This window comes from Verrucosispora sp. WMMA2121 (genome assembly GCF_027460185.1).
GTDB lineage: Bacteria > Actinomycetota > Actinomycetes > Mycobacteriales > Micromonosporaceae > Micromonospora > Micromonospora palythoicola.
On the sequence record NZ_JAPZBH010000006.1, the window covers coordinates 5048431 to 5073103 of the forward strand.

The 24673-nt window shown below is 72.7% G+C and carries 24 protein-coding genes; 11 read left to right on the forward strand and 13 right to left on the reverse strand.

The window, feature by feature from the left end:
* Positions 1-5: 5 nt before the first annotated feature.
* The 3 genes from O7605_RS31450 to O7605_RS31460 form a co-directional block, all read right to left on the reverse strand.
* Entirely contained in the window at positions 6-887 is an 882-nt protein-coding gene (locus O7605_RS31450) for an acyl-CoA thioesterase (protein WP_269737412.1), read from the reverse strand.
* On the reverse strand, positions 884-2332 hold the full coding sequence (pyk, locus tag O7605_RS31455; protein ID WP_269737413.1) for a pyruvate kinase: 1449 nt from the start codon (positions 2330-2332) through the stop codon (positions 884-886). The genes O7605_RS31450 and pyk overlap by 4 nt, the downstream gene beginning before the upstream one ends.
* A gap of 244 nt (positions 2333-2576) precedes the next feature.
* Entirely contained in the window at positions 2577-2942 is a 366-nt protein-coding gene (locus O7605_RS31460; RefSeq protein ID WP_269737414.1) for a YciI family protein, read from the reverse strand.
* A 221-nt stretch (positions 2943-3163) separates the two neighbouring features.
* On the opposite strand from O7605_RS31460, the gene O7605_RS31465 reads away from it, so the two are divergent.
* Together O7605_RS31465 and O7605_RS31470 are read left to right on the forward strand one after the other, a co-directional pair.
* On the forward strand, positions 3164-3484 hold the full coding sequence (locus O7605_RS31465; protein ID WP_269737415.1) for a hypothetical protein: 321 nt from the start codon (positions 3164-3166) through the stop codon (positions 3482-3484).
* Entirely contained in the window at positions 3481-3942 is a 462-nt protein-coding gene (locus tag O7605_RS31470) for a hypothetical protein (RefSeq protein ID WP_269737416.1), read from the forward strand. Before O7605_RS31465 ends, O7605_RS31470 begins: the two co-directional genes overlap by 4 nt.
* An 86-nt stretch (positions 3943-4028) precedes the next feature.
* On the opposite strand, the gene O7605_RS31475 is transcribed toward O7605_RS31470, so the two are convergent.
* Positions 4029-8270 (reverse strand): CHAT domain-containing protein, encoded by a 4242-nt coding sequence (locus tag O7605_RS31475; RefSeq protein WP_269737417.1) that lies wholly within the window; start codon positions 8268-8270, stop codon positions 4029-4031.
* 124 nt (positions 8271-8394) lie between these two features.
* Here O7605_RS31475 and O7605_RS31480 point away from each other — a divergent pair, with 124 nt between their 5' ends.
* A complete protein-coding gene (locus tag O7605_RS31480; RefSeq protein ID WP_269737418.1) occupies positions 8395-9270 on the forward strand; it encodes an aldo/keto reductase in 876 nt (291 codons plus the stop codon).
* Between the two features lie 274 nt (positions 9271-9544).
* Here O7605_RS31480 and O7605_RS31485 read toward each other — a convergent pair whose 3' ends face one another.
* Positions 9545-10585 (reverse strand): lipase family alpha/beta hydrolase, encoded by a 1041-nt coding sequence (locus O7605_RS31485; protein WP_269737419.1) that lies wholly within the window; start codon positions 10583-10585, stop codon positions 9545-9547.
* A 226-nt stretch (positions 10586-10811) separates the two neighbouring features.
* The gene (locus O7605_RS31490; protein WP_269737420.1) at positions 10812-11621 is read right to left on the reverse strand and encodes a TerC family protein; all 810 of its coding nucleotides are present in this window, start codon (positions 11619-11621) and stop codon (positions 10812-10814) included.
* Between the two features lie 186 nt (positions 11622-11807).
* On the opposite strand from O7605_RS31490, the gene O7605_RS31495 reads away from it, so the two are divergent.
* From O7605_RS31495 to O7605_RS31505, 3 genes are all read left to right on the forward strand, one after another.
* On the forward strand, positions 11808-12104 hold the full coding sequence (locus tag O7605_RS31495; RefSeq protein ID WP_269737421.1) for a hypothetical protein: 297 nt from the start codon (positions 11808-11810) through the stop codon (positions 12102-12104).
* Between the two features lie 48 nt (positions 12105-12152).
* Positions 12153-13097, forward strand: a complete 945-nt coding sequence (locus tag O7605_RS31500; protein WP_269737422.1) for a C45 family autoproteolytic acyltransferase/hydolase — start codon at positions 12153-12155, stop codon at positions 13095-13097.
* Between the two features lie 97 nt (positions 13098-13194).
* On the forward strand, positions 13195-14544 hold the full coding sequence (locus tag O7605_RS31505) for a pentapeptide repeat-containing protein (protein ID WP_269737423.1): 1350 nt from the start codon (positions 13195-13197) through the stop codon (positions 14542-14544).
* A gap of 138 nt (positions 14545-14682) precedes the next feature.
* Here the strand turns inward: O7605_RS31505 and O7605_RS31510 are convergent, their stop codons facing one another.
* Positions 14683-14877 carry a DUF397 domain-containing protein gene (locus O7605_RS31510; RefSeq protein ID WP_269737424.1) on the reverse strand — a complete coding sequence of 65 codons (195 nt, stop codon included), beginning with the start codon at positions 14875-14877 and terminating at the stop codon, positions 14683-14685.
* Entirely contained in the window at positions 14865-15704 is an 840-nt protein-coding gene (locus tag O7605_RS31515; RefSeq protein WP_443083854.1) for a helix-turn-helix domain-containing protein, read from the reverse strand. Before O7605_RS31515 ends, O7605_RS31510 begins: the two co-directional genes overlap by 13 nt.
* A 207-nt stretch (positions 15705-15911) precedes the next feature.
* Here O7605_RS31515 and O7605_RS31520 point away from each other — a divergent pair, with 207 nt between their 5' ends.
* The 5 genes from O7605_RS31520 (at position 15912) to O7605_RS31540 (ending at position 19091) form a co-directional block, all read left to right on the forward strand.
* Positions 15912-16280, forward strand: a complete 369-nt coding sequence (locus tag O7605_RS31520) for a hypothetical protein (RefSeq protein ID WP_269737426.1) — start codon at positions 15912-15914, stop codon at positions 16278-16280.
* Positions 16277-16543: a flavin reductase gene (locus tag O7605_RS31525; RefSeq protein ID WP_269737427.1), complete on the forward strand. Its 267-nt coding sequence runs from the start codon at positions 16277-16279 to the stop codon at positions 16541-16543. Before O7605_RS31520 ends, O7605_RS31525 begins: the two co-directional genes overlap by 4 nt.
* Before the next feature lie 84 nt (positions 16544-16627).
* A complete protein-coding gene (locus O7605_RS31530; RefSeq protein ID WP_269737428.1) occupies positions 16628-17224 on the forward strand; it encodes a Panacea domain-containing protein in 597 nt (198 codons plus the stop codon).
* The gene (locus O7605_RS31535; protein ID WP_269737429.1) at positions 17211-17798 is read left to right on the forward strand and encodes a Fic/DOC family protein; all 588 of its coding nucleotides are present in this window, start codon (positions 17211-17213) and stop codon (positions 17796-17798) included. Before O7605_RS31530 ends, O7605_RS31535 begins: the two co-directional genes overlap by 14 nt.
* A gap of 201 nt (positions 17799-17999) precedes the next feature.
* Positions 18000-19091, forward strand: coding sequence for a J domain-containing protein (locus O7605_RS31540; protein ID WP_269737430.1), 1092 nt, complete (start codon positions 18000-18002; stop codon positions 19089-19091).
* Positions 19092-19104: 13 nt separating this feature from the next.
* On the opposite strand, the gene O7605_RS31545 is transcribed toward O7605_RS31540, so the two are convergent.
* The 5 genes from O7605_RS31545 to O7605_RS31565 form a co-directional block, all read right to left on the reverse strand.
* Complete coding sequence (locus O7605_RS31545) at positions 19105-19542, reverse strand: hypothetical protein (protein WP_269737431.1); 438 nt, start codon at positions 19540-19542, stop codon at positions 19105-19107.
* Between the two features lie 25 nt (positions 19543-19567).
* Complete coding sequence (locus O7605_RS31550; protein WP_204014823.1) at positions 19568-19831, reverse strand: DUF6244 family protein; 264 nt, start codon at positions 19829-19831, stop codon at positions 19568-19570.
* Between the two features lie 306 nt (positions 19832-20137).
* Positions 20138-21094: a hypothetical protein gene (locus O7605_RS31555; protein WP_269737432.1), complete on the reverse strand. Its 957-nt coding sequence runs from the start codon at positions 21092-21094 to the stop codon at positions 20138-20140.
* A gap of 3 nt (positions 21095-21097) precedes the next feature.
* Positions 21098-23635 (reverse strand): FtsK/SpoIIIE domain-containing protein, encoded by a 2538-nt coding sequence (locus O7605_RS31560; RefSeq protein WP_269737433.1) that lies wholly within the window; start codon positions 23633-23635, stop codon positions 21098-21100.
* A gap of 160 nt (positions 23636-23795) precedes the next feature.
* The gene (locus O7605_RS31565; protein ID WP_269737434.1) at positions 23796-24596 is read right to left on the reverse strand and encodes an SGNH/GDSL hydrolase family protein; all 801 of its coding nucleotides are present in this window, start codon (positions 24594-24596) and stop codon (positions 23796-23798) included.
* Positions 24597-24673 lie beyond the last annotated feature (77 nt).

Genomic DNA, 24673 nt, shown 5'->3' on the forward strand with positions numbered 1-24673 from the left:
GTCGGCTAGCCGCCGACCCGGCGCAGCAGTCCCTCCTGGACGGCGCTGGCGATCTGGCTGCCGGCCACGGTGAACATGCGGCCGGTGGCCAGCCCGCGCGCCCCGGAGGCCGACGGGCTCCAGCAGTCGTAGAGGAACCATTCGTCGGCCCGGAACGGGCGGTGGAACCACAGGGCGTGGTCCAGGCTCGCCCCCACCACCCCGCCCGGTCCCCACACCTCGCCGTGCACCGAGAGCACCGAGTCGAGCAGGGTCAGGTCGGAGGCGTAGGTCAGGGCGCAGGCGTGCAGCAGCGGGTCGTCGGGCAGCTTGCCGTCGATGCGCATCCACACCCGCTGGTGCGGGTCGGCCGGCCGGTCGCCGGGACGTACCCAACCGGGCTCACCGACGTAACGCACGTCGATCGGTCGGGGAATCTGCCCCCAGATGCCCAGCCGCTCCGGGTACCGGGACAGCCGGTCGGTCATGGTCGGCACCGACTCGGGCCCGGGCACGTCCGGCGGCAGGGGGGCGTGGTGGTCCAGCCCCTCCTCCGGCCGCTGGAACGAGGCGGACATGAAGAAGATGGGCTTGCCGTGCTGGAGCGCGACCGAGCGGCGCACCGAGAAGGAGCGGCCGTCACGGATGTTCTCCACCTCGTACTCGATCGGCTCGACCGGGTCGCCGGCGCGTACGAAGTAGCCGTGCAGGGAGTGGACCACCCGTTCGGGATCGACGGTGCGGCCGGCGGCGACCAGGGCCTGGCCGGCGACCTGGCCGCCGTACACCCGCTGCGGGCCGACCGGCGGGCTCATCCCCCGGAACGACATCGCGCCGGTGGGCGCGAGGTCCAGGACCTCCAGCAGCTGGTCGACGGCGGCCTGGCCGACGAGCGAGCTGACGGTCACTGCAAAGCCCGCGCCGTGGCGGCGTCGACGAGCGAACCGAGCTGGTGCACCCGCAGGGTGTTCGTCGAGCCGGGGCTGCCGGGCGGGCTGCCGGCCACGATCACCACGTAGTCGCCGGGGTTGCCCCGGTTCAGCCCGAGCAGCGCCTGGTCGACCTGGCGGAACATGTCGTCGGTGTGCTGCACGAACGGCATCAGGAAGGTCTCCACCCCCCAGGAGAGGGCGAGCTGCGCCCGGACCTCGGGCACCGGGGTGAAGGCCAGCAGCGGCAGGTCGCAGTGCAGCCGGCTGAGCCGGCGCACGGTGTCACCGGTCTGGGAGAACGCGACAAGCGCCTTGGCGCCGATGGCCCGGGCGATCGAGGAGGCGGCCACGGTGAGCGCGCCGCCGTGCGTACGCGGGTCGTGCTGCAGGCGGGGCACCAGGATCGAGCCGGCCTCGGTGGTGGTGACGATCTTGGACATGGTGCTGACCGTGAGCACCGGGTACTTGCCGACGCTGGTCTCACCGGAGAGCATCACCGCGTCGGCCCCGTCGAGCACCGCGTTCGCCACGTCGGAGGCCTCGGCGCGGGTCGGCCGGGAATTCTCGATCATGGAGTCGAGCATCTGGGTGGCCACGATGACCGGCTTGGCGTTCTCCCGGCACAACTGCACCGCGCGCTTCTGCACCAACGGCACCTCGTCGAGCGGCAGTTCCACGCCGAGATCACCACGGGCCACCATCACCCCGTCGAAGGCCAGCACGATCGCTTCGAGGTGGTCGACCGCCTCCGGCTTCTCGACCTTGGCCAGCACCGGGCGGTGCACACCGACCTCGCTCATGATCGCGTGGCACAGCTTGATGTCGTCGGCGGAGCGGACGAACGACAGGGCGACCAGGTCCACCCCGAGGCCGAGCGCGAAGCGCAGGTCGGCGGCGTCCTTCTCCGACAGGGCGGGCACGCTGACCGCCACGTTCGGCAGCGAGACACCCTTGTTGTTGCTGACCGGACCACCCTCGGTGACCAGCACCCGGATGTCGTTGCCGGTGACGTCGGTGACCTCGACGGCCACCCGGCCGTCGTCGATCAGCAGCCGGTCACCGGGCTTCACCTCCTGCGGCAGCTTGCGGTAGGTGCAGGAGACCCGCTCCTTGCTGCCCACGACGTCGTCACCGGTGATCACCACGGAGTCGCCGGTGCGCCACTCGTGCGGACCCTCGGCGAACCGGCCGAGTCGGATCTTGGGCCCCTGGAGGTCGGCCAGGATCGCCACCGGCTGGCCCGCGGCCTCGGCCGCCTCCCGGACGAGCCGGTAGACCGACTCGTGGTCGGCGTGGCTACCGTGACTGAAGTTGAGCCTCGCCACGTTCATGCCAGCTTCGACGAGCCCGCGGATGCGCTCGGGCGACGAGGTGGCGGGGCCAAGAGTGCAGACGATCTTCGCGCGGCGTGTCACGCCCATCAGGCTAGTCTCTCCTCCGGGTCGGACCACCGGCCGACCCCTTGCGCAATGTGGAACAGTTGTCCAACGGCGCGCGGCCCAGTGGCGCGGCCGGCGAGCGTGGGCCGCTCCGGACGTCGACGGCGGGCAACGGCGACCGCGCGCCGGAATGGTACGCCCCTGGCGCCAGGCCGCGTGGGGGCGCTCCGGGTCGACAACTGTACGCGCACCGTCGACAACCCGCCGTGACCGCGGCTGGTGCGCCTCAGCTTTCCGTCTTGACCAGCGGAAACTCCAGCGAGCCGGCCGGGCAGAGGAAGGTCATCACGTCCACCCGGTAGAGGCCGGCCTGCACCGCCGGATCGGCTTCCATCACGCTGCGGACGTCGTCGACCGACCCGGTCCGGGCCAGACCGAACCCGAGCGGTGGGTCCGGATCCCGGGCCTGACCGTCCACCGCCCCGGCGACCAGGATGATCCCCCGCCGCTGCATCGCCTGCATGTGACTGGCGTGCTCGGCCTGCAACCGCTGGACCGTCTCGGGCGGCAACGCCCGCCCGGCGGCGCCGGGATACAGCACGATGCATTCGTAGGTGTCGAGCGCGAAGTCGACCTGGGGCTCCCCTGACATGGCTTCCCTTCCGCACGGCCCGCCGACGCCAGGCGGTGCACGCGGCGGTACCGTCCAGCCTCCCACGGACGGTCCGGCCGTACCGGCGCTCCGCCGATCCCGCGCCCCGGCGACCCGCGCCGGGCCGATCACCGGGTCCGCCCGCGCGCCGGGTGACCGGCGGGCGGGCGGTCGCTACCGTGTGCTCGTCGTCAGGGCGACGACGGTGGGAGGGTGCGGCGGTGCGGGATGATGAGCCGGCGGCGGAGCCGCTGCCGTACGCGGAGGTCACCGACGCCGGGTACGGCAGCCGGGTCGCGGAGACGTTCTCGGTGCGCCGGTACGGTCCGGCGGTGCTGCTCACCGGCGACTGCCCCCGGTGCCAGCACCCGATCAGCTGCCCGATCGTCGACGAGGTGTACCGGCGGGAGGCACCGCCGGCAGCGGTCGACCCCGGCTACCGGACGCTGCTGTGCAGTTGCGCCGCCGACCACCCGGCCCGCCCCGACGGGCTGGCCGGCTGCGGCGCGTACTGGACGGTGACCCTGGAGGTCGAGGCGTGATCCGACTGCGGCCCGGTCCCCCGGCGACCCGTACAGACCTGCGCCGGGCGCAGGAACTGGCTGCGTTGCTGCGCGGCGAACTGGACCGGGTCCGGGCCGCCGCGCTGGCCTGGCGCAACGGGCTGGGCGGCCTGCTCGTCGCGCTCGTCGGGTTCAGCCTGATCCGGGGTCGCTCCGACGTCGGCACCCTCGCACCGGGCTGGGGCGTCCTGGTCGGCATACTGCTGCTGGCCGCCATCGGGGCCGGGGTCGCCGGGGCGCTGGCGCTGCTGCGGGCCGCGCACGGGCCGCTGTCGGTGACGCCGGTCGCCGAACTGCTCCCGGCTCCGCTCGGCGAGCACCGCGAGGCCCTCGCCGCGGCCCGGGCCCTGCGCCTCGGGGTGCTGCTGGTACTGGCCTGCACCGCTCTGCTGGTCGCCGCCGTGGGCGTCACCTGGTACGCGCCCGGCCAGCCCTGACCCGAGCCGGCGTCCGGTCGCCGGCCGTGCGTCGTGGGCCGGAGCCGGGGCGTCCCGGTGAGATCGCGAGGGCGACCCGCGCCCGGTCAGGGGCCGACGTGGGCGTAGCCGGCCCAGAGCTCCGGCAGGTCGGGCAGGGCGGCACGCGCCTGCCGGACGGCGTGGTGCAGGGCGGACGCCGCCCGTTCCGGGTCGAGACCACCGGCCACCGCCAGCGCCGCGTAGAGGTCCTCGCACAGCTGCACGGTGAGCGTGTCGGAGATGGCCCAGAGCGCGCCGATGACGTGTCGGAAACCCGCCAACTGGAACGCGGTGCCCAGGGTCAGCGCCTCGTCCGGCAGGGCGGCGCCGCCGCGTACCGTGTCGCAGGCGGACAGGACCGCGAGCGCGGCCGTGGTGCCAGCCGGCCGCCACAGGTCCCGTACATGCAGCGGCCCACCCGCCAGCGCGAGCCGACCCCGGGCGGGTGCGGCCAGATCCTGGGTGCCGTGACAGCACAGGTGGACCACGGACGTTCCCGGCAGCGCGTCGAGCACCGCCGAGGGGGTGGCCGCCAGTCCGGTCAGCGACGTCACGTCGCTCAGGTGCCGGCGTACCACGGCCTGCTCCCCCGCCGCGCCCGGCAGATCCGTCAGCCCCGGCGTGCGGGGCATCCCGACGAACAGGGCCGAGGTGACCGGCGCGGACCTGGCCGCCGGCCCCTGCCGGGCCCGGACGAGCGAGCGCAGCGAGGCGGTGTACGACGAGACGACCCGGTCGAGGACCCCGGCTCCGCCGTCCAGCGGGGCAGCGGCGTGCAGCGGCAGCAGGGTGAGCACCCCGGTGGGACACCACCACAGGCGCGTCGGCGTGACGCCGGTGGCAGGTGGTGCGACGGCCGGGTCCAGCGCGTCCAGCACCGGGGCGGCGACCACCCGCCACAACCAGTCGAGGGTTTCCGGGATCCGGCGGCGGAACGCGGCCCGACGGCGCTGCGCCTCCGGACCCGGGTCGCCGACGGGCGCGGTGGCCTCGGCGAGCCCGGTCAGGAAGTACGCGGCCCGCACCTGCAGTTCGCCGAGGCTCAGCTCGGGCAGCGGCACCGTCGTCACCCGTCCCCCGCTGACCAGCAGCGCGTCGCACCGCCGGTCGGCGACGTTGACGAGCACCACCGGGCCGTCCTCGCCGGCCCGGGCCAGGTCGGCGAAGGGGGGTGGGCGGAGGAAACGGTCGAAGTCGGGCAGCTGCCGGATCTCCGCAAGCACCTCGCGCCGCTGGACGGCCAGCTCGTGCCGGCGTTCCGAGCCCGCCCCCATTTCGCCACCGGACGGCACGGCGCGGGCCGGGACCGCCAGCCCGGCGACCGGCGCGGGTCCGGTCAGGTCGCGGCGCGGGTCGAGGCGGTCGAGGGCGGTCTGGACGGCGGCCAGGCGCTCGGCCAGCCGGGGTGCCTCCGCGCGCAGCGCCGCCAGGTCGGCGCCGGCGTCGTGGGCCCGGGTGAGCAGCACCCCACGGCCGTACTCCAACAGCTCCACCGCGCGTTGCGGCCGGTCGAGTGCGATCGCCACCGCCGCGGCGTCGCCGGCCAGGCCCGGGAACTGCCCGAGCAGCCGGCCCTGGTCGTCGAGGTCCATGCCGTGCCAGGCCACCAGGTCGAGCAGTTCGATCGCCGTGGTGTAGCCCGCCAGGGCGGCCGGCAGGTCGCCCGCCTCGGCGGCGAGAGCGGCGTACCGCCGCGCGGCGACCGCCCGCAACAGCGACGGCGCCGCCTCGATCGCGGCGGCCTCGCGCAGCGCGGCGATCGCCTCCGCCAGCTCGACCGCCGGCAGGTCGCCGCCGACAGCCGAAACGACGGCGGTCGAGTCCGCGCGGTGCCCCGTGGCGGCCGGGCCGTCGGGAGCCGGGCCGTCGGGGGCCGGTTCCGCGGTGGCGTCGGCCGCAGCGGTCGCGTCGGCGGTGGCGTGGGCGATCTCCTCGACGGCGACGGCCAGGTTGCTCAGGCACATGGTCCGCTCCGGATGGTCCACGGGCAGGGCCGCCACCGCCGCCCGGTACGCCGTCAGCATCTCGCGGGCGTCGGGGGTGTTGCGCCTGGTCCGGAACCTGATCAGCAGCGCGTTGCCGAGGTTGGTCAGCAGCCGGTACTGGTCGCCGGCCGAGGTGGCGGCCGCGTCGGCGAGCGCCCGCAGCAGGGTGACCGCCTCGTCGAGCACGGCGGGATCCTCGGTGAGCTGGTGCCGCAGCAGGTGGCTGAGCGCGAGCGTGCGCACGATCCGGACGCGTTCCTCGGGCTCGGCCTCCCGTTGCGCCAGCTCCGCCGCCTCCCGTAGCAGCGTGACCGCCTGCTCGGCGTCGGCCAGCGCGGCGGCGCGGGCCTGCTCCGGCGTGGCACCGTCGGTCGGCAGCGCGGCGTTGACGACCAGTTCGGTGCGCCGGTTCAGCGCCGATCCGAGGTTGAACAGCCCCCACATCCGGTCCGGATTCCCGGGCGGAGCAGCGGCCACGGCCCGCCGCAGCACCACCATCGCCTCGGTGAGGATTGCCAGGTCCTGGGTCCGGCCGAAGAGTTCCTGCAACGCCAGGCCGAGATTCGACAGGTAGAGCGGCAGCTTCGCGGGATGCGCCGGGTTCGCCGCCGCCTCGCGCAGCTTCGTCACGGCGAGTTCCAGCAGCTCCGGCTCACCCGCCTGGTCGGCCAGCTCACGCAGCGTGTCGCCCAGGTTGTTCAGCAGGTCCGGCCGCGACGGATGCTCGACCGGCAGCAGCCGCTCCGCCTCGGTCAACACCTCGCGGGCCTGCCGGAGGGTCGCCAACCCGAACAGGTCGGCGTGCCATCGGCCCAGTGTGTACCCGAGGTCGCAGAGCGCGCGGGCCCGCTGCTCCGGGTCGGTCGTCCCGTCGGCCGCCGCCCGCAGCAGCCGCTCCGCCTCGCGCAGATCGTCGGCCCGGCGGTGCAGCGCGTAGCGCGTCTCCAACAGCTTGCCCTCGGCCTGCCACAGCCCGCCCACGTCCTGCCCGTCGAGCCGAGGTCCGGCCGCCGCCGCCCGGTACGCCTCGATCGCCGCGTCCAGGTCGGCCGGGGTCTTCCGCCGTTCGTGGCGCTCACCGACGAGCCCCGCCAGGGTGACTCGGGCCAGACCGCCCTGTTCCTCGCTGAGCCCCGAGGCCAGCGCGGCACGGTTGGCCTCGATCGCCGTGTCCAGGTCGCGGTCGGTGCCGCTGGCCACGAACCGTCTACTGGCCAGCGTCGCGTACGTGAACAGGACCAGCGGGTCGGCCCGGACGGACACCGCCTGCGCCAGCACGTCGACGGCCCGGTCGAGGTCGGCCGGCTCACCCCGGCGCTCCCAGCGTTCCCGCAGCTGCCCGGCGAGGTTCACCCGAGCCATCAGCCACACCGGCGCGTCGGCGGGGGCGGCCCGGGCCGCGTCGCCGAGCAGCTGGATCGACTCGTCCAGCGCCGCGACGTCCCCCGCCTGTTCGAACCGGTCACCGAGAACGTTGCCGAGGTTGAACAGCCGGGTCGGACGTTCCGGGTCACCGGCCGGGGTCGACTCCAGACTCTCCCGGTGCGCGTCGATCGCCGCCGGAAGCGACTGCTGCCGGCCCAGTCGCAGGTACTGCTCCCGGCGTACCCGTCCGAGCGCGGAAAGGTAGTGCAGGCGTTCGGGTGCGCCGGACGGTGTCCCGACCAGCGCCCGTTCCAGCAGCGCCTGCGCCTGGTCGGCCACCCGGTAGTCCCCGGAACGCTCGGCCCCGGCCATCAGCATGACCGCCTGGCCGAACAGCGCAGCGCCCAACTCGGCCTCGGGAGTGGAGCGCGCGGCCGGGACGCGAACACCGGGGGGCGGCGTACCGCTGTGCGCGCTGCCGGAGGGCCCGGAACCTGCCGTGCTCGCGGTACCGGCGTCCGACGCCCCGATCCCGGAGCCGGAACGAGGATCGGCCCGGGCCGACGCACCGGAACGGACGTCGCGGCCGGGACCGGCCGGTCCGCCGGCGGTGGCTACGTGCGCGCGGAGCATCGCCAGCAGCGACGGCGGTACCCGCTCCGGCGCCAGGCTGAGCAGCAGTTCGGTCAACCCGACCGCCTGGATGAGGTCCGGCCCGTCCGAGCCCGCCGGTAGGCACTGGTACCGGTACCAGTGCAGACAGGCCAGGAGGAACAGCGCCTCGGCCTCGCGTTCCGTCGTGCCCCGCCGGCTAACGCCGTTGAGCAGGTCGTAGAGCGGCTTGGCTTCCCGCAGCGCCTCGTGGTCCAGCACCCACCGCGGCTCCATGGTGGTGCCGTAGCTGTCCAGCCGCTCCCGCAGCCGCCGGACCGGATCGGACCTGAACGGTCGCCACATGCCAGCCCTCCCGTCGCAGGCACCGTCCCGCACAGCAGTATCAGCCACGGCGACCGCCCGCTGTCCCGAAGCCGACCGGGGTAATTTGAGGCTCCGACAGCCAGCGAACCGAAAGGTGGCCCCCATGGCGCTCGACACCGGCACCCGACCGGCGAAGGAGTCCGGCACCTACCGTATCGGCGGCGACATACCGGTCGACCGGCTCGGTTACGGCGCGATGCAGATCACCGGTCCCGGGGTCTGGGGTGACCCGAAGGATCCGGCCGAGGCGGTCCGGGTGCTGCGCCGCGCCTACGAGCTGGGGGTGACGTTCATCGACACCGCCGACTCGTACGGGCCGTTCGTCTCCGAGCTGCTGATCCGCGAGGCGCTGCACCCGTACGCCGACGACCTGCTGATCGCGACGAAGGCCGGGCTGACCCGCAGCGGCCCGGGTGACTGGCGGCCGGTGGGCCGACCGGAGTACCTGCGTCAGCAGTGTGAGCTGAGCCTGCGTCACCTCGGGCTGGAGTCCATCGGGCTCTACCAGCTGCACCGCATCGACCCGGCGGTGCCGCTGGCCGACCAGCTCGGTGAGCTGGCGCTGCTGCGGGAGGAGGGCAAGATCCGGCACATCGGGCTCTCCGAGGTGACCGTCGACCAGATCGAGGCGGCCCGCCGGATCACGCCGATCGTGTCCGTGCAGAACCTGTACAACCTGGCCAACCGCGACGCGGAGGACGTGCTCGACCACTGCGAAAAGCATGACCTCGCGTTCATTCCGTGGTTCCCGATCGCGACCGGCGACCTGGCCCGGCCGGGCGGCCCGCTGGACGCCGTGGCCGCCGAGCACGACGCGACGCCCGCGCAACTGGCCCTCGCCTGGCTGTTGCGCCGGTCGCCGGTCATGCTGCCGATTCCCGGAACGTCGTCGGTGGCGCACCTGGAGGAGAACGTGGCCGCCGCCCAGGTGCGGCTGACCGACGCCGAGTACGAAAGGCTCTCCGCCGCCACCGCCTGATCTTCCACGCGATACGTCACCCCCGCCGCACGCCCCGTCGCCCCCGCGCCATGCCATGCGCATCGCACCGTGCCGTGCGCGCCGTGCCGTGCCGTGCGCTCGCAACTTCGGGGAAACTGCTGCCTGCGCCCGCTCAGACCCGACAACTTCGGGGAAACTGCTGCCTGCGCGGCCCGCCTGGCATCGGGGGGGTCTGGGTCGGGCTTCGTCGACGGGCAGGTGGGTGTCGGTGGGTGCGGCCCGGCGGCTGCGTGCGGCCGCCGGGCCGGGTGGGTCACAGGGCCAGGCAGTTGGGGCTGATCGCGGCGTCGCGCAGGGCCTGCCGGACGACGGTGTAGGTGGTGCCGTCGAGCACCAGGCCGAGGTGACCGACCACGCGCAGCGGACACCGGGACTGGATCAGCACGTTCGTCGCCCCGTCGGCCAGCATCGCGTTGTCCACCGGTCGGACCAGTTCGTCCTGCCAGGTACGCACGGTGGTCCAGCGCACCGGTGCCGGCGTGTCGTCGCCCGCGTTGAGGGCGGTGAGAAACGACGACCCGATGGTCATCTGTTGGCAGGCGACCACGCCGGCACAGCTGCCCAGGCCGAGGAACGACACGATGTTCGCCACGTAGGTGCCGTACTGCGGGGTGCCCAGGCTGACATAGCGTTCGACGGCCTCGCCGCCGCCGAGATTCTTGATGTAGTAGCGGCTGACCAGGCCACCTTCGGAGTGTGCGACCAGGTCGACCTTGGCACCCGCGGCGGCGGCGCGGACCTGTCCCACGTATCCGCGCAGCCCGGCGGCGGACGCGGTGATGTCGCCGAGCCCGAGGTTGGGCAACTGGTAGATCCAGACCCGGTACCCGTCGGCGCGTAGCCGGGCGGCGAGTGGTTCGTAGACGGCCGCGATCCCGCTGAGCCCACCGACCACGATGACCGGATTGGCACCGGCCAGCGCCCGCAGGTTGTCGGCGGCCGCCGCACCGGTCGGCACGCCGTCGGCGGGTGCGGCTCCGATGGACGCGACGTCGGCGGGTGCGGCAGCGCCGGTGGACGCGACGTCGGCGGGTGCGGCAGCGCCGGTGGACGCGACGTCGGCGGGTGCGGCTCCGCCGGTGGACGCGCCGTCCCGGACGGACGATGCGCCGGTGCCGGCGGACCCGGTGACACCGTCGGGTGCGCCGGCCGGATCGGCTGCGGCGGGGGTGCCGGTGGTGGTGGCGACGCTGGTGGGCGCTGCGGTGGCGGGTGGAGCGGCGGTGGCGGCGGGAGCCGCGAGGACGGCGGCGACGGTGAGAGCCAGGACGGGGACAGCCTTTCGGAGCAGCATCGCTGCACCTCCCAAGGGGATCCCGGGGTTACCGGGTGGAGGCGGTGGGATGTCCGATCGACCGTGCACTGATGATGCGGGTCACAATCTAGAAACGTCAATGAAAAGTTACGCACGAGTAGCGAATATTCGTGTCGGGCGTCCGGGGGCGCACGGCGGCACTGTCCACGTACGACGAACGCCGCACGCACCGGGTGGGTGCGTGCGGCGTCGAGTTCGGCGCGGGTCAGCCGGCGGGCGTGCTCTCCGGCTGCGCCTCCGGCTCGGTGCGGGGCGAACCCTGCTTCACGTACGTCGGGTGCAACTGCACCGGCTGCCGCTCCTGCTGGCGACGCTGCCGCGCCCGGACCCGCAGGTTGAGGAACTCCACGAAGATCGAGAAGGCGATCGGGCCGTACACGTAGCCCTTCGGGATGTGCTGGTCGAAGCTCTCCGCGATGAGGCTCGCGCCGATGAGCAGCAGGAACGACAGGGCCAGCATCTTGACCGTCGGGTGCTGGTTGACGAACCTGCTGACCGCGCCGGCCGAGACCAGCATGATGATCATCGCGATGACCACGGCGGCGACCATGATGGCGAGTTCGTCGACCATGCCGACCGCGGTGATCACCGAGTCGAGCGAGAAGACCACGTCCAGCACCAGGATCTGCGCGATGACCGCGCCGAACGAGACCACCTTGCGGCCCTCGCGCTCGTGGTCGGAGCCTTCCAGATGCTCGTGGATCTCGTACGTCGCCTTGCCGACCAGGAATATCCCGCCGAGCAACAGGATCAGGTCACGCCCGGATATCTCCTGCCCCAGCACGGTGAACAGCGGCGCGGTCAGACCGATGATCCAGGACAACGACGCCAGCAACAGCAGGCGGGTGATCAGGGCGAGCGAGATTCCGATCGTCCGGGCCCGGGCCTGCTGGTGCTCGGGCAACCGACCGGACAGGATCGAGATGAACACGACGTTGTCGATGCCCAGCACGATCTCCAGCAGGAGCAGGGTCGCGAACGCGATCCACAGCTCGGGACTGGTCAGGAACTCCATGCCATCCTCGACTCTCCCGACCGGCCGCCGGGTCGGCACCCGGACCATCGGCTGATCTGCATCATGATGACCTACCGGGCCGCCAGCCGCTCCGCAACCCCGGCCGCCCCGCAGCACCCGGCCAGCACCGGACCAACCACACGACGTGCGGCATGTCGGCCTCTCTCGGAGACCGGCAGCGTAACGATGCCGCGACCGGCGCGTACTCGATCAGATGCGATCACGCGATCGTCGGACGCGCTCGATGGCGGCCCTGCCGAGGCGGTAACGCTCACCCTGGCCGGAGGTCTGCGCACGATTCTCATCGACGAAGAGCCGTTCGTGTCGCTGCGGCCGGAGGAGGCGGTCTTGGCGGCGATGCTCGACGGCTGGCGATTACCGCAAGTCGCCCGCAACCTCGCCCTCGCGACGGTCGAGGCCCGGCTGCGGATGATCCGCGCGTTCGCCGGCCACGTCCGACCTGGTGAATATCTGCCGAATTAGCTAGGTTGCCCTCACCTCATCCGATCCTCGCAGTGGGAGTGGCAGCCCGTGCGGCAACAGCACAAGACCTTCCAGGCGATCGAGGTCGGTGACGGCGGCGACGGGCGGTGGGCCGCCCACGCCCGGGGCCTGTGGCAGGACATGGAGGGCCTGCTGACCGAGGAGGGCCGGACTCCGCAGGGCGCGAATCGTGTTCGGGCGCTGTTCCGTGCGCACCTGCCGGAACTGGTCCCGGTTCTGGACCGCCTGGCCGGCCAACTCGACCGACCCGAGGCGGAAGTCTTCCTCACCCACGCGGCACTGCGACCGTTCTCCCCGGCGTGCACCCAGATCGGCCAGAACGGCACTCTGCTGCGCAACTATGACCTGCGACCCGATCGGTGCGAGGGGACCATCGTCTCCTCCTGCTTCCTGCGCCCCGTGCTCGGGATGCAGGACCTGCTGTGGGGCTTGCTGGACGGAATGAACGACGCCGGTCTCGCGGTCTCGATCACCTGGGGCGGACGTCCCGCCTACGGACGCGGCTTCGCCATTCTCATCCTGGTGCGCTACCTGCTGGAGACGTGCGACACCGTCGATGAGGCAGTCGACAGGCTGCGGTCCCTACCGGTCGCCGTCCCCCAGAACCTCACCCTTGTCGATCCCACCAAGGCGGTGACGGTGTTCGTGGGGCCGGATATGCCGCCGACGGTGGCGCCGGACGCCTGCGCCGCCAATCACCAGCACCTGCCGGTGACCGACGAGCAGGAACGCGCCATGCGCACGCAGGAGCGGCTACGAGCCATCCGCGCCGCGGGCGCGGACGTGGCAGCGATGCTGAAGCCACCGCTTTATCGATCCGCAGACGAGCAGGGGTCGAGAACGCTCTACACAGCCCACTACCAGCCCGTCGAGGGCCGTGTGACGTACTACTGGCCCGGCGAGTCCTGGCAACAGTCCTTCAGCGACTTCGTACCCGGATCCCGCACCGTGACCTTGGGCCGGGTCAGCTGAAGGCTCTCCGGCCGCACGCCACGACAGCGGCCCGGCCGGTCCCGGCCGGCCGAGTCCGGGGCCTACGCCACGAACGGATCGGTGGCATGCTGTGGCCGTGCCCGGCACCCCACCCCGCGACGAACGGCTGCGGGTCATGCCGTGGTGGCTGGTGCTCGTCGGGCTGCTGCTGGCCGCCCTGCTCGGCTGGTGGGTGCTGTCCTGGCTGCTCGGCGAGGCCGACCGCGCCACCGCGGCGGACACCCGGGCCACGCTGCGCATCGACGCCATCCGCACCGGGTTGACCGTGGTCGCCGGCACCGGTGGCGGGCTGGCACTGCTGCTCGCCGCCCGGCGACAGTGGATAAGCGAACGGGCGCAACGACACCAGGAGGTCGTCGCCGCCGCCGACCAGGCGCACCGCGACCGGGTGCAGGCGCACGCCGAGGCGGTCGCCGAGGCCGGGCAGCGGCACCAGGAGCAGCAGACCGAGGCCGCCGCGCACGACGCCGCCGAGCGCCGGCTGACCGAGCTGTACACCCGGGCCGTCGAACTGCTCGGCAACGACAACGCCGCGGTACGCCTCGGCGGCCTGCACGCCCTGGAACGACTCGGTCAGGACAACCCGGCGCAGCGTACGACGATCGTCGGGGTGCTCTGCGCGTACCTGCGGATGCCGTCGCCGGACGACGCGCGGGAGACGGAGGTACGCCGCAGCGCGCAGCGGGTGTTGACCCGGCACCTGCGCGCCGACGAAGACGCCTTCTGGCCCGGCGTGCGCCTGGACCTGACCGGTGCGCGACTCGACGACTTCGACGCCACCGGCTGCGCCCTCCACGACGCCGACCTGACCGACGCCACCTGCACCGGCACCACCCGGTTCACCGGGGCGACGTTGACCGGGCGGCTGGGCCTCGGCGCGGGCTTCGACACCCTCGTGCTCGACGGGGTGGGCGGCGACGCGACGATCGTCCTGGACGGCGCCCGGGTGACCGGCCGGCTCAGCGCCGACGGGGCCGGGTTCGGTGGCCCGCTGTCGGGTCAGCGGGCCACCCTCGGCGAGGCCTCCTGGCGGGGCAGCACGTTCCACCGGACCGCCACCTTCGACCACACCACCTTCACCGGCAGCGCCAGCTTCCGCGAGGCCGAGTTCCACGGTGGACTGTCCATGGAGCACAGCTCGTTCGGTGGCGACGCCGTGTTCAGCCGGGCCCGCTTCGCCGACCTGGTCCTGTTCCGCTGGACCGAGTTCGGGGGTGAAGCCTCGTTCGCCGACGCGCGCTTCGCCGGGGCGGCCAGCTTCGGCCGGGCGCGCTTCCACGGCCCGGTGACCTTCGAAGGTGCCACCCCGGCCCGCCGCCCCCTGTTCGACCAGGCCCGCGCCACCACGACGGCGACCCACACCTGGCCCGACGGTACGCACGTCGAGCCCCTCGACACCGACTGGCTCCTGCTCACCGACCCGTAGATCGGATACCCGAGACGAGGTCGGTCCGGTCTCAGGTCGCGCCCGCCGATCATGCAGGTGTGGCACCCGTAATCGACCGTTTCACACTGCTCTGTCAACGACCACACCTGCATGATCGACGTTGCGCTGAGCGGAGGGTCAGGGCCGGACGGTGAGGTGGGTGATGAAGGTCTGCCAGGCGGTAGGTGGGAAGGTCAGCACCGGGCCGGTGGGGTCCTTCGAGTCCCGGACGCCGACCACGCCGGGCAGGTTGTCGGCGACCTCCACACAGACACCGCCGTTTGTGGACGAGCGGGACGACGTGCGCCACCGCGCCCCGGTCAGGTGGTCCATGTCTTCGCCGCCTCCTTGAGTACGTCGAGGGTCTGCCCCAAAGGAAGGGCTTCGCCCCGAACCACGTCCCATGCCAGTGCAAGACGAGCAATCGAATCCGACTGCCCGGTGGTTTGCGACTCCAACTGATGATCTACGCAGGCGGCTCGTGATCCGTCGGGCAGGTCGGCCAGGATGAACGTCCCGGCTAGTCCTGAGTAGATACCAGCGGAGAGCGGCACGATGTGCAACTGGATATGCGGCTGCTCGGCGCAGTTCACCAGGTGCTCGACCTGTTCGGCCATCACGTCGGGGCCGCCGCACGCGCGCCGCAGCACCATCTCGTCCAGCACCACGAAGAGCTGCGGGGCCGGATCACGTGCGAGCACCACCTGCCGTTCGAGCCGCGCCGCGACCCGCTGGTCCAGATCGGCGAATGGCGTGCGGGCGGCCTGGAAGGTTGCGCGGGCGTATGCCTCGGTCTGGAGCAGCCCCGGCACGAAGGAGTGTTCGTACCACCGGAAAGCTGTCGCATCCCGCTCGATCTGGATCCACTCGCGCAGCCAGACCGGCGCGGCGTCGCCCTTGACCAACTCGTCCCAGAGGGTCGCGAAGTAGCCACCCGTGTCAAGCGCCTTGTCGACGGCGGTCAGGTACGGCAGCGTCGGCGGCTTGGTGCCGGTCTCGATCGCGCTCACCTGCGAATCCGAGCAAAAGACCCGCTCGCCGAGCTGAGCCTGGGTCAGCCCGGCCGCCGCCCGGCGTCGCCTCAGTTCGCGAAGCAGGTACTCCGACGGCGAGATTCCCACGGCTTCCAGTCCCTTCCACGACGCCCCACTCCGTTCCATGCCGGCTCGGGGCAGGTCGTCACGTTCCGCGATCAGGCGATAACCGTTCCGAGCGTAGGGGGCGTACGTCCAGGGTGGAAGGAGCACGACGCGCCTGGCGGCGACCCATCCCCCGGCCCCGGCAGGCGCGCCCGTGCCGGGGGTCGCCGCCGGGCGAGCATCCGCGGCGACCCCCGATCCCCCTGCCACCGACGAAGGAGGTGTGTCGTGTCCGCGACGAGGCACGCCAACGCCGTTCCGACAGCGCGCTGGCCGACCCGCCGAGCCGCCCGCCCCGCCGTCGCGCCGGGCGGCACCCGCGAGGACGGTACGCCCCGGGTCACACCTGGCGTCTACCTGCTGACCCGCGACGCATCCCCGCAGTTCGCCAGGCCGATCACGGTCCGGGTGATCCGCGAACGGACCGACCGGCTCACCTACGACGGGTGGGCGTGGATCGAGGTGTACCAGCTCGACTCTCAGGGCGAGGCGATCGACCGCCGCGAGTTGTACGTACGCCCCGACGGAATGCGCCCCGCGCCGCCGCTGCGACACCGCACACCGGCCCGGCGAGCTGCGACGAGGACCGCCGGATGAACACGCCCGCCCGTGAACACGTACCGTCCCGCCCGACGTGGCGCTGCCGTGCCTGCGGCATCGCCTGGCCCTGCTCTGCGGCGAAGCTGCGCCTGCTCGCCGAGTACCGGGGCAACATCCCCGGCCTGATGATCTACCTTGTGACGCTGCGCGAGGAGGCCATCGCCCAACTCGCCGAGCGCGACCCCGGCGCCCGCCTGCCGGACCTGCACCGCCGCTTCACCGACTGGGTGCCTGCCGCCTCCGGCAGAGGTCGTCCGTGACGTTCAGTCTGCCTGGGCTGACATGTCCCCCCGGGCCGCTACCCTGAAGCCAGGCAGACCCACGCCCGGAGGGGGGTGCCGAAGGTGGCAACGGCGCACGACGTCGCAGCAGCGGTGCTGGACGAACTCGGTCCGATGACGGCCATGAAGCTGGAGAAGCTCGTCTACTACTGCCAGGGATGGCACCTCGCGCGCGAGGGACATCCTCTTTTCCAGGAGCCGATCGAAGCCTGGCGGGAAGGCCCGGTGGTTCCGCTCCTCTACCGCCACCACCGACGACAGCGCGTGGTGTCCGACTGGCCGCACGGTGAGCATTCTCGCCTGACCCCGACCCAAGCCGACACAGTCCGCTGGGTTGCGGAAAGCTACGGTCGATTCTCCGCGACCGAGTTGTCGACCATGACGCACAACGAACTGCCCTGGCGCGTAGCCCGAGGCGCACTTCCCGAATCCGCCAGCTCGACGGAGAAGCTCGACATCGATCTCATGCGGACGTACTTCGCCCGGCAGGTGGCAAACGTCGAGACGGCCGTCGTCCTCGCCTCCGCGAACGCCGCCCTCGAAGGCGTCGAGTTCGACGAGGACTGGCAGGACAAGCTCCGCGATGTCGCCTCCGGCGTGACCGATGCCGACGAGCTGATTGCTCAGGAGATCTCCCGGATCCGCGGTGACCGAGACTGAGCCGTACTGCTGGCCGGGATCGGACTGCCTGAAGAACAATCTCGGCATCGCCGACGCGAAACAACTCGCCGAGATCGAGGCCAGGCTGGCTTCGATCCGGGAGGTCCAAGCGCTTCGGATGATCATCCCGGGGAACTACGGCCTGGAGCATCTCCAAGCTTTCCACCGGCACATCTTCTCTGATGTCTATCCCTGGGCAGGGCAGACCAGGACGGTGGACATCAGCAAGCCCGGCGCACGATTCTGCCACTGGCGTTACATCGACGACCAGGTAAGCGCCATCCTGAGCCGTCTTGACGAGGACGGATTCCTCCTCGGCCTGCACCGAGACGCGTTCATCGAAGCCTTGGCGCACTACTACGGCGAACTGAACGTCTGCCACCCTTTCCGCGAGGGTAACGGACGCACGATTCGCGCATTCCTTCGGCAACTGGCGGCGGCGGCCGGATACCTACTTGACTGGTCGGAGTTGAACGCGGAGGCGAACATCGCGGCGTGCCACCAGCACCTTGCCAGCACGGACCTCAGCGGGCTGATCGCGGTACTCCGTCCGGTCGTCCGGCGGCTGACCTGACGCAACTGCTGACCTACCCCGCACTACCAGCCCTCGCGTCGACTTAGACCAGCAGCTCGGCTCCCCGCCCGTCTCAGACCAGCAGAGGATGATCTTCAGGAAGCCGGGGTTGGCCCGGCGGCGGCCAGATCCACCGTATCGACGGGTGCTGTTAGCATCACCGGCGGACGCGTCCAGCACCCTTGAGGATCCGGCGAATCGATGTCCCCGAACGAGCAGGATCCGTACGTGCTTCTCGGCGTCAGCCGGGAAGCGTCAGCGGCTGAGATACGCCAGCGCTACCTGATCCTGGTGCAGGTCTGGCACCCGGACAAGCATCAGTCGAGCCCGGAGAACGTTCGCGAAGAAGCGACCCGGCAGATGCAGCAGATCAACCGGGCGTACAAAATGCTCACCGATGTTCGGGAACGCGAGACGCGCGAACGCCAGGCCGAGGAACAGCAACGCGCGGGGCGCCAGCGGGCGGGCGGTGGGCAGCGGGCCCACGACTGGGCAGCCCAGCAACGCGAGGCGCGCGAGCAGGAGGCCCGGAATCGGGCGGCGGACGCACGACGGGCCCGGGAGCACGCGGCACGTGAGGCCCGTGAGCAGGAAGCCCGCGAGCGCGAGATGCGCGAACGGGCGGAGGCCGAGCGGCTGGCGCGGATACGCGAGCGGGAGGCACGCGAGCATCAGCATCCCCGCGCCCGGTGGACGCATCCCCGGTACGAGCCGGCGTATCTACCGGAACCGCTGACCATCGAACCGATAACCATCTCGTTGTCGGATGGCGCCGAGGGTTACACGCTGGTGGCTCGATCCGAAATCCCGGAGTCGGTGGCCTTCTTTCCCGGCGCCGACGGCGAGCTGCTCCTGTTCCGCGCCAAGGAGACGCTGCACCGGTACCTGACCGAGACCAGCTCCCACGAACTGGCCGCAGTTCCCGGTTGGGACGAGTTCATGAACTCGATCCTCAAGGCCGGAATCAGCGTCGACGACGCTCGCACGTACGACTTCGGGCTGATTCTCTACAGCATCAGGCACCCGGTGACCGAGTGGGTTCCCCGGCTCTTCATCACCAACCGCGATCTCCTGGTGGACATCGCGGAGGCGTTCGGGATCGCCGAGGCGTTGGAGCTGTTGCACGTCGGCTCGGCGATCGACACGCTCGACGATCTGATGCGGGTCGCCGACCGACCACTCGCCGGATGGGGCGCACGGCGTCGGCTCGACGCCATGAATTCGGGGCCGGCGACCAGCGCGTGGCGCAGGGTGATCCGGACCGTCGAGAAACGCGTACGGTGGCTGCGCTGAGCGGCCAGCCTCGTCACTCCTGCGGGTCGCTGTCACCGGCCTGAATGGACCGGGCGGTCGACAGCAGCGACCCGCCGAACTCCGGGGTCGTCAGCACGTTGACCGCGACGCCGGGCTCGACGAGCCAGAACGCCTGGCCGCCGTCGTGCAGGCCGGGGCCGTCACCGTGCGGGAACTCGCTCAGCTGCCACTCGGCGGGGTCGCGCTCGTGATACCCGCAGAGGAAGTCCCGTAGCGCGGTCAGGTCGACCAGCCGCTCCCCGCGCAACACGTGGACCCGCAGATCCACGCGATGGCCGTCGGGCGTCTGACGCTCCCAGACCCGGCTGGCGAAGCGTACGTCGTCCCACTCGGTGGCGAAGTCCGACACCTCGTCACCGACGCCGGCGGGCACCTGCCCGATGTGGAAGCCGTCGAGCACCCCACCGTCGCGCGTCTCGCCGCTGCTCATCCCACCGCCTCGATCGGTTTCCGACTCAGTTGCCCAGCGCGCGTACCTTGGCGATCGTCTCCTGGACGTGCTGCCGGGCGGGCTCGTGCCCCTGGGCCGCCTGGGCGAGCGCCTGCCGGTACGAGTCGATCATGTTGATCAACGGCCCGGCGGCCACGCCCTGCAGGGCGCCGGCGACGAGCTGCCGGGCCTCGGCCGCGTCCTGCGCCGCCGCCGCTGTCTTCGCCTTCGCCTCGTCCAGCTTCTGGGCCGCCGCCGCCAGCCTGGCGATCATCTCCGCCGCGCTCACACGCCCTCCCCACGATCGCACCACACCGGCGTCGCCGCTCGCTCACCAGCGGCGACCACACAGGAGCCTACGAGATCCACTCGCCCGCCGCGACCACCCGACCTCGCGCGACGTCCAGCCGTGGGTGCACTTGTTGTCGTCGTGACGACAACAAGTGCACCCGCCGCACAGCAATCGCGTCTCGCCGAGCAAGGGGCAGGGGGCGCCCGAACCACACACCACCTCCTGCGCCGCCAGCCACCCGCACCGCCAGGAACGCCGTTGGCCGAGTCGGGACGGGCCGATCGGAGCCTCGACCGCGTCGGGTCAGCGCATGACGCGGAAGAGCAGCAGATAACCGCAGTAGGCGAGGGGGACCGCGAGGAAGCAGAGCAGGAACCCCAGGACCGGATAGCGCGGTGGGGTGGCGGCGCCGACGGCGGGCCGGCCCCAGCGGCCGAGCACCAGCCAGCCGCCGATCAGCGACACCGCGGGCAGGCCGGCGCACGTCCAGGCGTAGAGGGTGCTCGGACCGACCACGCCGACGCCTGAGGCGAGCACCATCACCAGCATGAGCACCACGGACACGCCCGCGAATCCGAGGTAGACGGCGACCGACCGGGCCATCGGGGACCAGCTCGGCAGCAGCGCCGGCTGTTGGGCGAGCAGTTCCGCCTGCTGTCCGTGCCGGTCGGCCTCGTCGGCCCAGCGCCGGGCCAGCTCCAGCTCCGTCGCCGGGTCGACCTCACCCGCGCGCGGGCTCGGCACCCCCGCCGCCGTCGCGCTCACCGCCACCGGCAGCGCCGGGTTCGTCTCCCCCACACCCATCGGGGAGTACGCCCCGACATCCGACCGCCCCGGGGCGGCGGCTGCGCCGCCGGCCGACCCCGTCCCCCACCCACCAGCCGGATATCCGGACGGACCCGCCGGCCGACCGGCGGCCCCGGGCACCGGCGTCGCGCTCCCGGGCGGGCCGGGCGGGGCCGGTGGCCCGGAGGTAGGCGCCGCGCTCGACGGCGGGCCGGGCGGCGGACCGCCGGGCAGTAATCCGCCCGGCGGAACACCGGTCGGCGCAACGGTGGACACCTGGCCAGGTGCCCTGCCCAGGGTGCGGCCGAGGTGGTCGAGGCGCTGCCCCTGGGCGGTCAGCCGTCGGTCGAGGTACTCCACGGCGGCACCGAGATCCCGCTGCCGTTCGGCCTCGGCGGCGGCGCCCTGCTCCCCGGCGCGGTGCTGCACGGCGAGGTGGCGGGCCAGCGCCGCGTACTCGTCGAAGGTGGACACGCCTCACTCCTGCCCGTCGGAGGGGTCACCGTCACGGACGAACGGCACGATCAACCGGACCCGCTGGTCGTGCCGGTCCACCAGCAGCGCCCGATCCGCGCGGGGAGCGTACGCGAGGTCGTGCACGCCGAGGTGCAGGCCCAGATCCGAGCCGGGCACGTTCAACGCGACCAGGCAGGCGACATCGTCGCGGTTCTGCGTGCCGCCGAGGTCGTCGGCGAGCCGGCGCAGGCCGCGCCACCAGCCGAGCAGGTGCACCCCGTGGCCGGGCCCCTGCCGCAACAGCGCCCGCAGGTCGTCGTGGCCGGAGCGGAACGTGGTGGGGTCGCTCTCGCCGAGCAGGCCGGCGGCGGCGTCCATCCCGAACACCACCAGGTAGGCGCGCTCCGGTCGGTCACCACTTCCGCCGGTGGCGAGGGCGCGGATCCGGTCGCGCAGGGCGGCGGCGTCGAGCCGCTCGACCCGGTGCCCGGCGGCGGCCAGCGTGGCGGCGGTGTCGTCGGCGGCCGGGTCGGCGGCGGCGACCAGCGGAGCGAGCACGAACGTCGCCTCGCCGGGGGCGTGCTGGCGGGCCAGGCTCAGGGTGGCTGCCCGCAGCACCTCGGCCCCGGCGGACGAGGTGCCGACCACGGCCAGGTGCCGGCCGGGGGCGGTGTCCATGATGAACAGGGCGGTGGTGCCGTCCACGTCGACCGTCCGACCGACCAGCGCCAGTGGACGCCGACCACCCGGGCGCAGCCCGGTGAAGGTGGCGTCGTCCTCGACTTGGGCGGTGGCGTAGCCACGGAACACCGACGGCGGGCGGGCACCCGCGGGGCGGGCCTGCCACAACTCGTGGCGCAGCCGGGTCAACTCGTCGGTCGCGGCGTGCGCGTCGGGAAAGCGGATCACGGTGTTCGCCCCGGGCGCACCGGCGGCGGTGTTGACCACGGCCGAGCCGACCGGCAGGGTCGCCGCGGCGTCGTTGAGGTGGTCGAGCACTCCCCCGCCGCCGGGCAGCGCCACCCGCAGGGCGAACTGCCCGAAGACCGCCTCGGCACGGCCGTAGAGCGCCTCGATCCCGGTCGTGCTCTGGCTGGCCAGCACCAGGTGTACGCCGTACGAGCGGCCCTTGCGGGCCAGTTCCTCCAGCAGGTCGACCGACTCGCGGGCCACCGGGTCGTTGCCGGCGAGCAGCACGTGGAACTCGTCGATCACGGCGACGATCCGGGGCACCGAGGTGTCGGCGGGCAGGTCGGCGAGCTTGGTGACGCCGTGCCGCTTGAGTGCGGTGGCCCGCCGGTGCAGTTCGCGGCGCAGCTCGCGCAGCACGGCCACGCCGTACTCCCGGTCGCTCTCGATGCCGACGGCGCGGGCGTGCGGCAGCCACGACGGGTCGCGTTCGGTGGGCACGAACTCGGTGAAGCTGACCCCCTCCTTGAAGTCCAGGAGGTAGAGCTGCAGCTCGGCCGGCGGGTAGCGGGCGGCCAGGCCGTACAGGACGTCGAGCAGGAAGACCGTCTTGCCGGCGCCGGTACGCCCGCCGACCAGCCAGTGCGGGGTGGCGTCGTCGAAGCCCATGGTGACCGGGTCACGTCCGGCCCGCCCGACCACGGTACGCAGGCCCGCCCGGGCGGAGGCGGTCCACCGCTGCCCGGGCAGCAGGTCGGCGAAGTCGACCGCCGCGCCGCGCCGGGCGGCCTCGCCCAGGTGGGTGGCGAGTGCGGCGACGGAGGCCGGCGGCGGGTCGCCGTCGAGGACCACCGGCGCGGCCAGCCCGCTGCCGTCGGCGCTGAACGGCGTGCCGGGCGGATCACCGACCCGGGCGTACCCGTCGGTCAGTCGCAGCGCGGTGGTGGCGCCCAGCGGTGGGGCGGACTCGCCCGGCCCGGCCGGCGGCCAGCCGGCGAGCAGCACACAGACGGCGGCGGCCGGGCCGGCGTGGGTGAGCGCGGCCAGCCGGGCGGCCTCGCGGGGCGAGGGGATGGACGCGGCGACCAGCAGCAGCAGGTCCTGGTCCGGGTGGTCGGCCTGCCGGGCGGTCCGGGCGTGCCGTTCGGCGGCGTCGAGCAGTGCGGTCACCTCCGCCTCGGTGGTGGCGGGCGGGTCGACGACTCCGGCGTCGAGCAGTGGTCGCAGTGGACCGAAGGTGGCGCCGAGGGCGGCGGTGTCCAGCGCGGCGACCCGCACGCCACCGGGCGCGGCGGTGGCCAGCAGCCGCAGCACCAGGGCCCGCAGCAGCCCGGCGACCGCCGGGTGCCGGCCGTCACCGTCGATCGCCAGGTGGTGCCCGGCGCCCAGGGGCAGCAGCACCGGGAACCCACCGCCGGCGGTGACCGCCTCCCCGACGCGCACCGGCACGGGTTGGCGGGCCAGTGGGGTGCCCGGGGTCGGGGTGGCCAGCGCGGCACCGACCCTCGCCAGCCGGGCCAGCAGGTCGGTGTCGAGCACCGGAGCGGGTGGTGTGGTGGCGTTCAGCGCGGTGCGGGCGGAGTCAAGATGCGCGCGGGCCGCCCGGTGGGCGGCGACCGCCTGCTCGTACGCCGACGCGAGCCTGCCCACACCCTGCCCCTCACCGCCGAGCGCCGCCTGGTCGCAGAAACCCTAACGGACGACGGCGACACCGGCACGTGTCCGATCCGGACGTGTCGGACGGCCGCGTCGTCCGGGCCCGGACGCACGGCGGCCGACGGTCCGAACCGGACCGTCGGCCGCACCGTGGTCAGCCGGTGACCGCGTTGAGCGCCGGCAGGTAGCCGTAGCGGTAGCCGTCGGCGTTCGGGTGGTACGCCTCGATGACCCCGGTGACGTCCCGGATCCACGGCTGGGCACCGCAGACGCCGTGACCGGCGAAGGTGGGTCGGGTGTCGGCGAAGGTGGCGCCGGCCGCGGCGGCCCGGTCGGCGGTCACGGTGGCGAGGACGTCGGCGGCCTCGTTGAGGATGGTGCGCTTGTAGGTGCTCATGGCCAGCAGACCGCAGTAGCGGGTCTCGAACAGCCGGGGGTAGCCGAGCACGATCAGTCGGGCGTTGGGGGCCCGTTGCCGGATGGCGGCGTAGGTGCTGTCCAGCCGGGCCGGCAGCGTGCCGGTGGCGAACGCCTTCGCGGCGTTCACCGCGTTGGTGCAGGTGGAGGTGCTGCCGAACCGGCAGTCGGTCATCACGTCGGCGAAGCCGGCGTCGTTGCCGCCGATGGTGATGGTGACCATGGTGGTGGTGGCGGACAGCGAGCCCAGTTGGTCGTCGAGCACGTCGGCGGTCTTCGCGCCGCCGCAGGCGGGGAAGCGGAAGCTGGCCACGTTGTTGGCGGCGGCCCACAGCGGGGCGTACGACTTCTGGCTGCGCAGGCAGGTGGACAGGTCGTACGGGCCGGCGCCGACCCCGGAGGAGTACGAGTCGCCGAGGGCGACGTAGTGGATCGGCGCGGCGGCCTGGGCGACGCCGGGGACGGCCAGCGCGCCGACGGCGGCGGTGAGGAGGGCGACCAGCGCGGTCAGGGCGCGGGCCAACGGACGGTGGGGCATGAGGGACCTCCACGGGGGTGGTGGTGGAGCCCGAGAACCGCGCGCGTGGCCAAGGGTTGTTACTGGTCGGTAATGCT

What these genes read in the sequence shown, in the direction of transcription:
- O7605_RS31515 (WP_443083854.1), bottom strand. Translation starts at nt 15,704, where the DNA reads ATGGAACGGAGTGGGGCGTCGTGGAAGGGACTGGAAGCCGTGGGAATC.
- O7605_RS31540 (WP_269737430.1), top strand. Translation starts at nt 18,000, where the DNA reads ATGTCCCCGAACGAGCAGGATCCGTACGTGCTTCTCGGCGTCAGCCGG.
- O7605_RS31525 (WP_269737427.1), top strand. Translation starts at nt 16,277, where the DNA reads ATGAACACGCCCGCCCGTGAACACGTACCGTCCCGCCCGACGTGGCGC.
- O7605_RS31460 (WP_269737414.1), bottom strand. Translation starts at nt 2,942, where the DNA reads ATGTCAGGGGAGCCCCAGGTCGACTTCGCGCTCGACACCTACGAATGC.
- O7605_RS31510 (WP_269737424.1), bottom strand. Translation starts at nt 14,877, where the DNA reads ATGGACCACCTGACCGGGGCGCGGTGGCGCACGTCGTCCCGCTCGTCC.
- O7605_RS31545 (WP_269737431.1), bottom strand. Translation starts at nt 19,542, where the DNA reads ATGAGCAGCGGCGAGACGCGCGACGGTGGGGTGCTCGACGGCTTCCAC.
- O7605_RS31490 (WP_269737420.1), bottom strand. Translation starts at nt 11,621, where the DNA reads ATGGAGTTCCTGACCAGTCCCGAGCTGTGGATCGCGTTCGCGACCCTG.
- O7605_RS31565 (WP_269737434.1), bottom strand. Translation starts at nt 24,596, where the DNA reads ATGCCCCACCGTCCGTTGGCCCGCGCCCTGACCGCGCTGGTCGCCCTC.
- O7605_RS31480 (WP_269737418.1), top strand. Translation starts at nt 8,395, where the DNA reads ATGGCGCTCGACACCGGCACCCGACCGGCGAAGGAGTCCGGCACCTAC.
- O7605_RS31485 (WP_269737419.1), bottom strand. Translation starts at nt 10,585, where the DNA reads ATGCTGCTCCGAAAGGCTGTCCCCGTCCTGGCTCTCACCGTCGCCGCC.
- pyk (WP_269737413.1), bottom strand. Translation starts at nt 2,332, where the DNA reads ATGGGCGTGACACGCCGCGCGAAGATCGTCTGCACTCTTGGCCCCGCC.
- O7605_RS31475 (WP_269737417.1), bottom strand. Translation starts at nt 8,270, where the DNA reads ATGTGGCGACCGTTCAGGTCCGATCCGGTCCGGCGGCTGCGGGAGCGG.
- O7605_RS31495 (WP_269737421.1), top strand. Translation starts at nt 11,808, where the DNA reads ATGCCGCGACCGGCGCGTACTCGATCAGATGCGATCACGCGATCGTCG.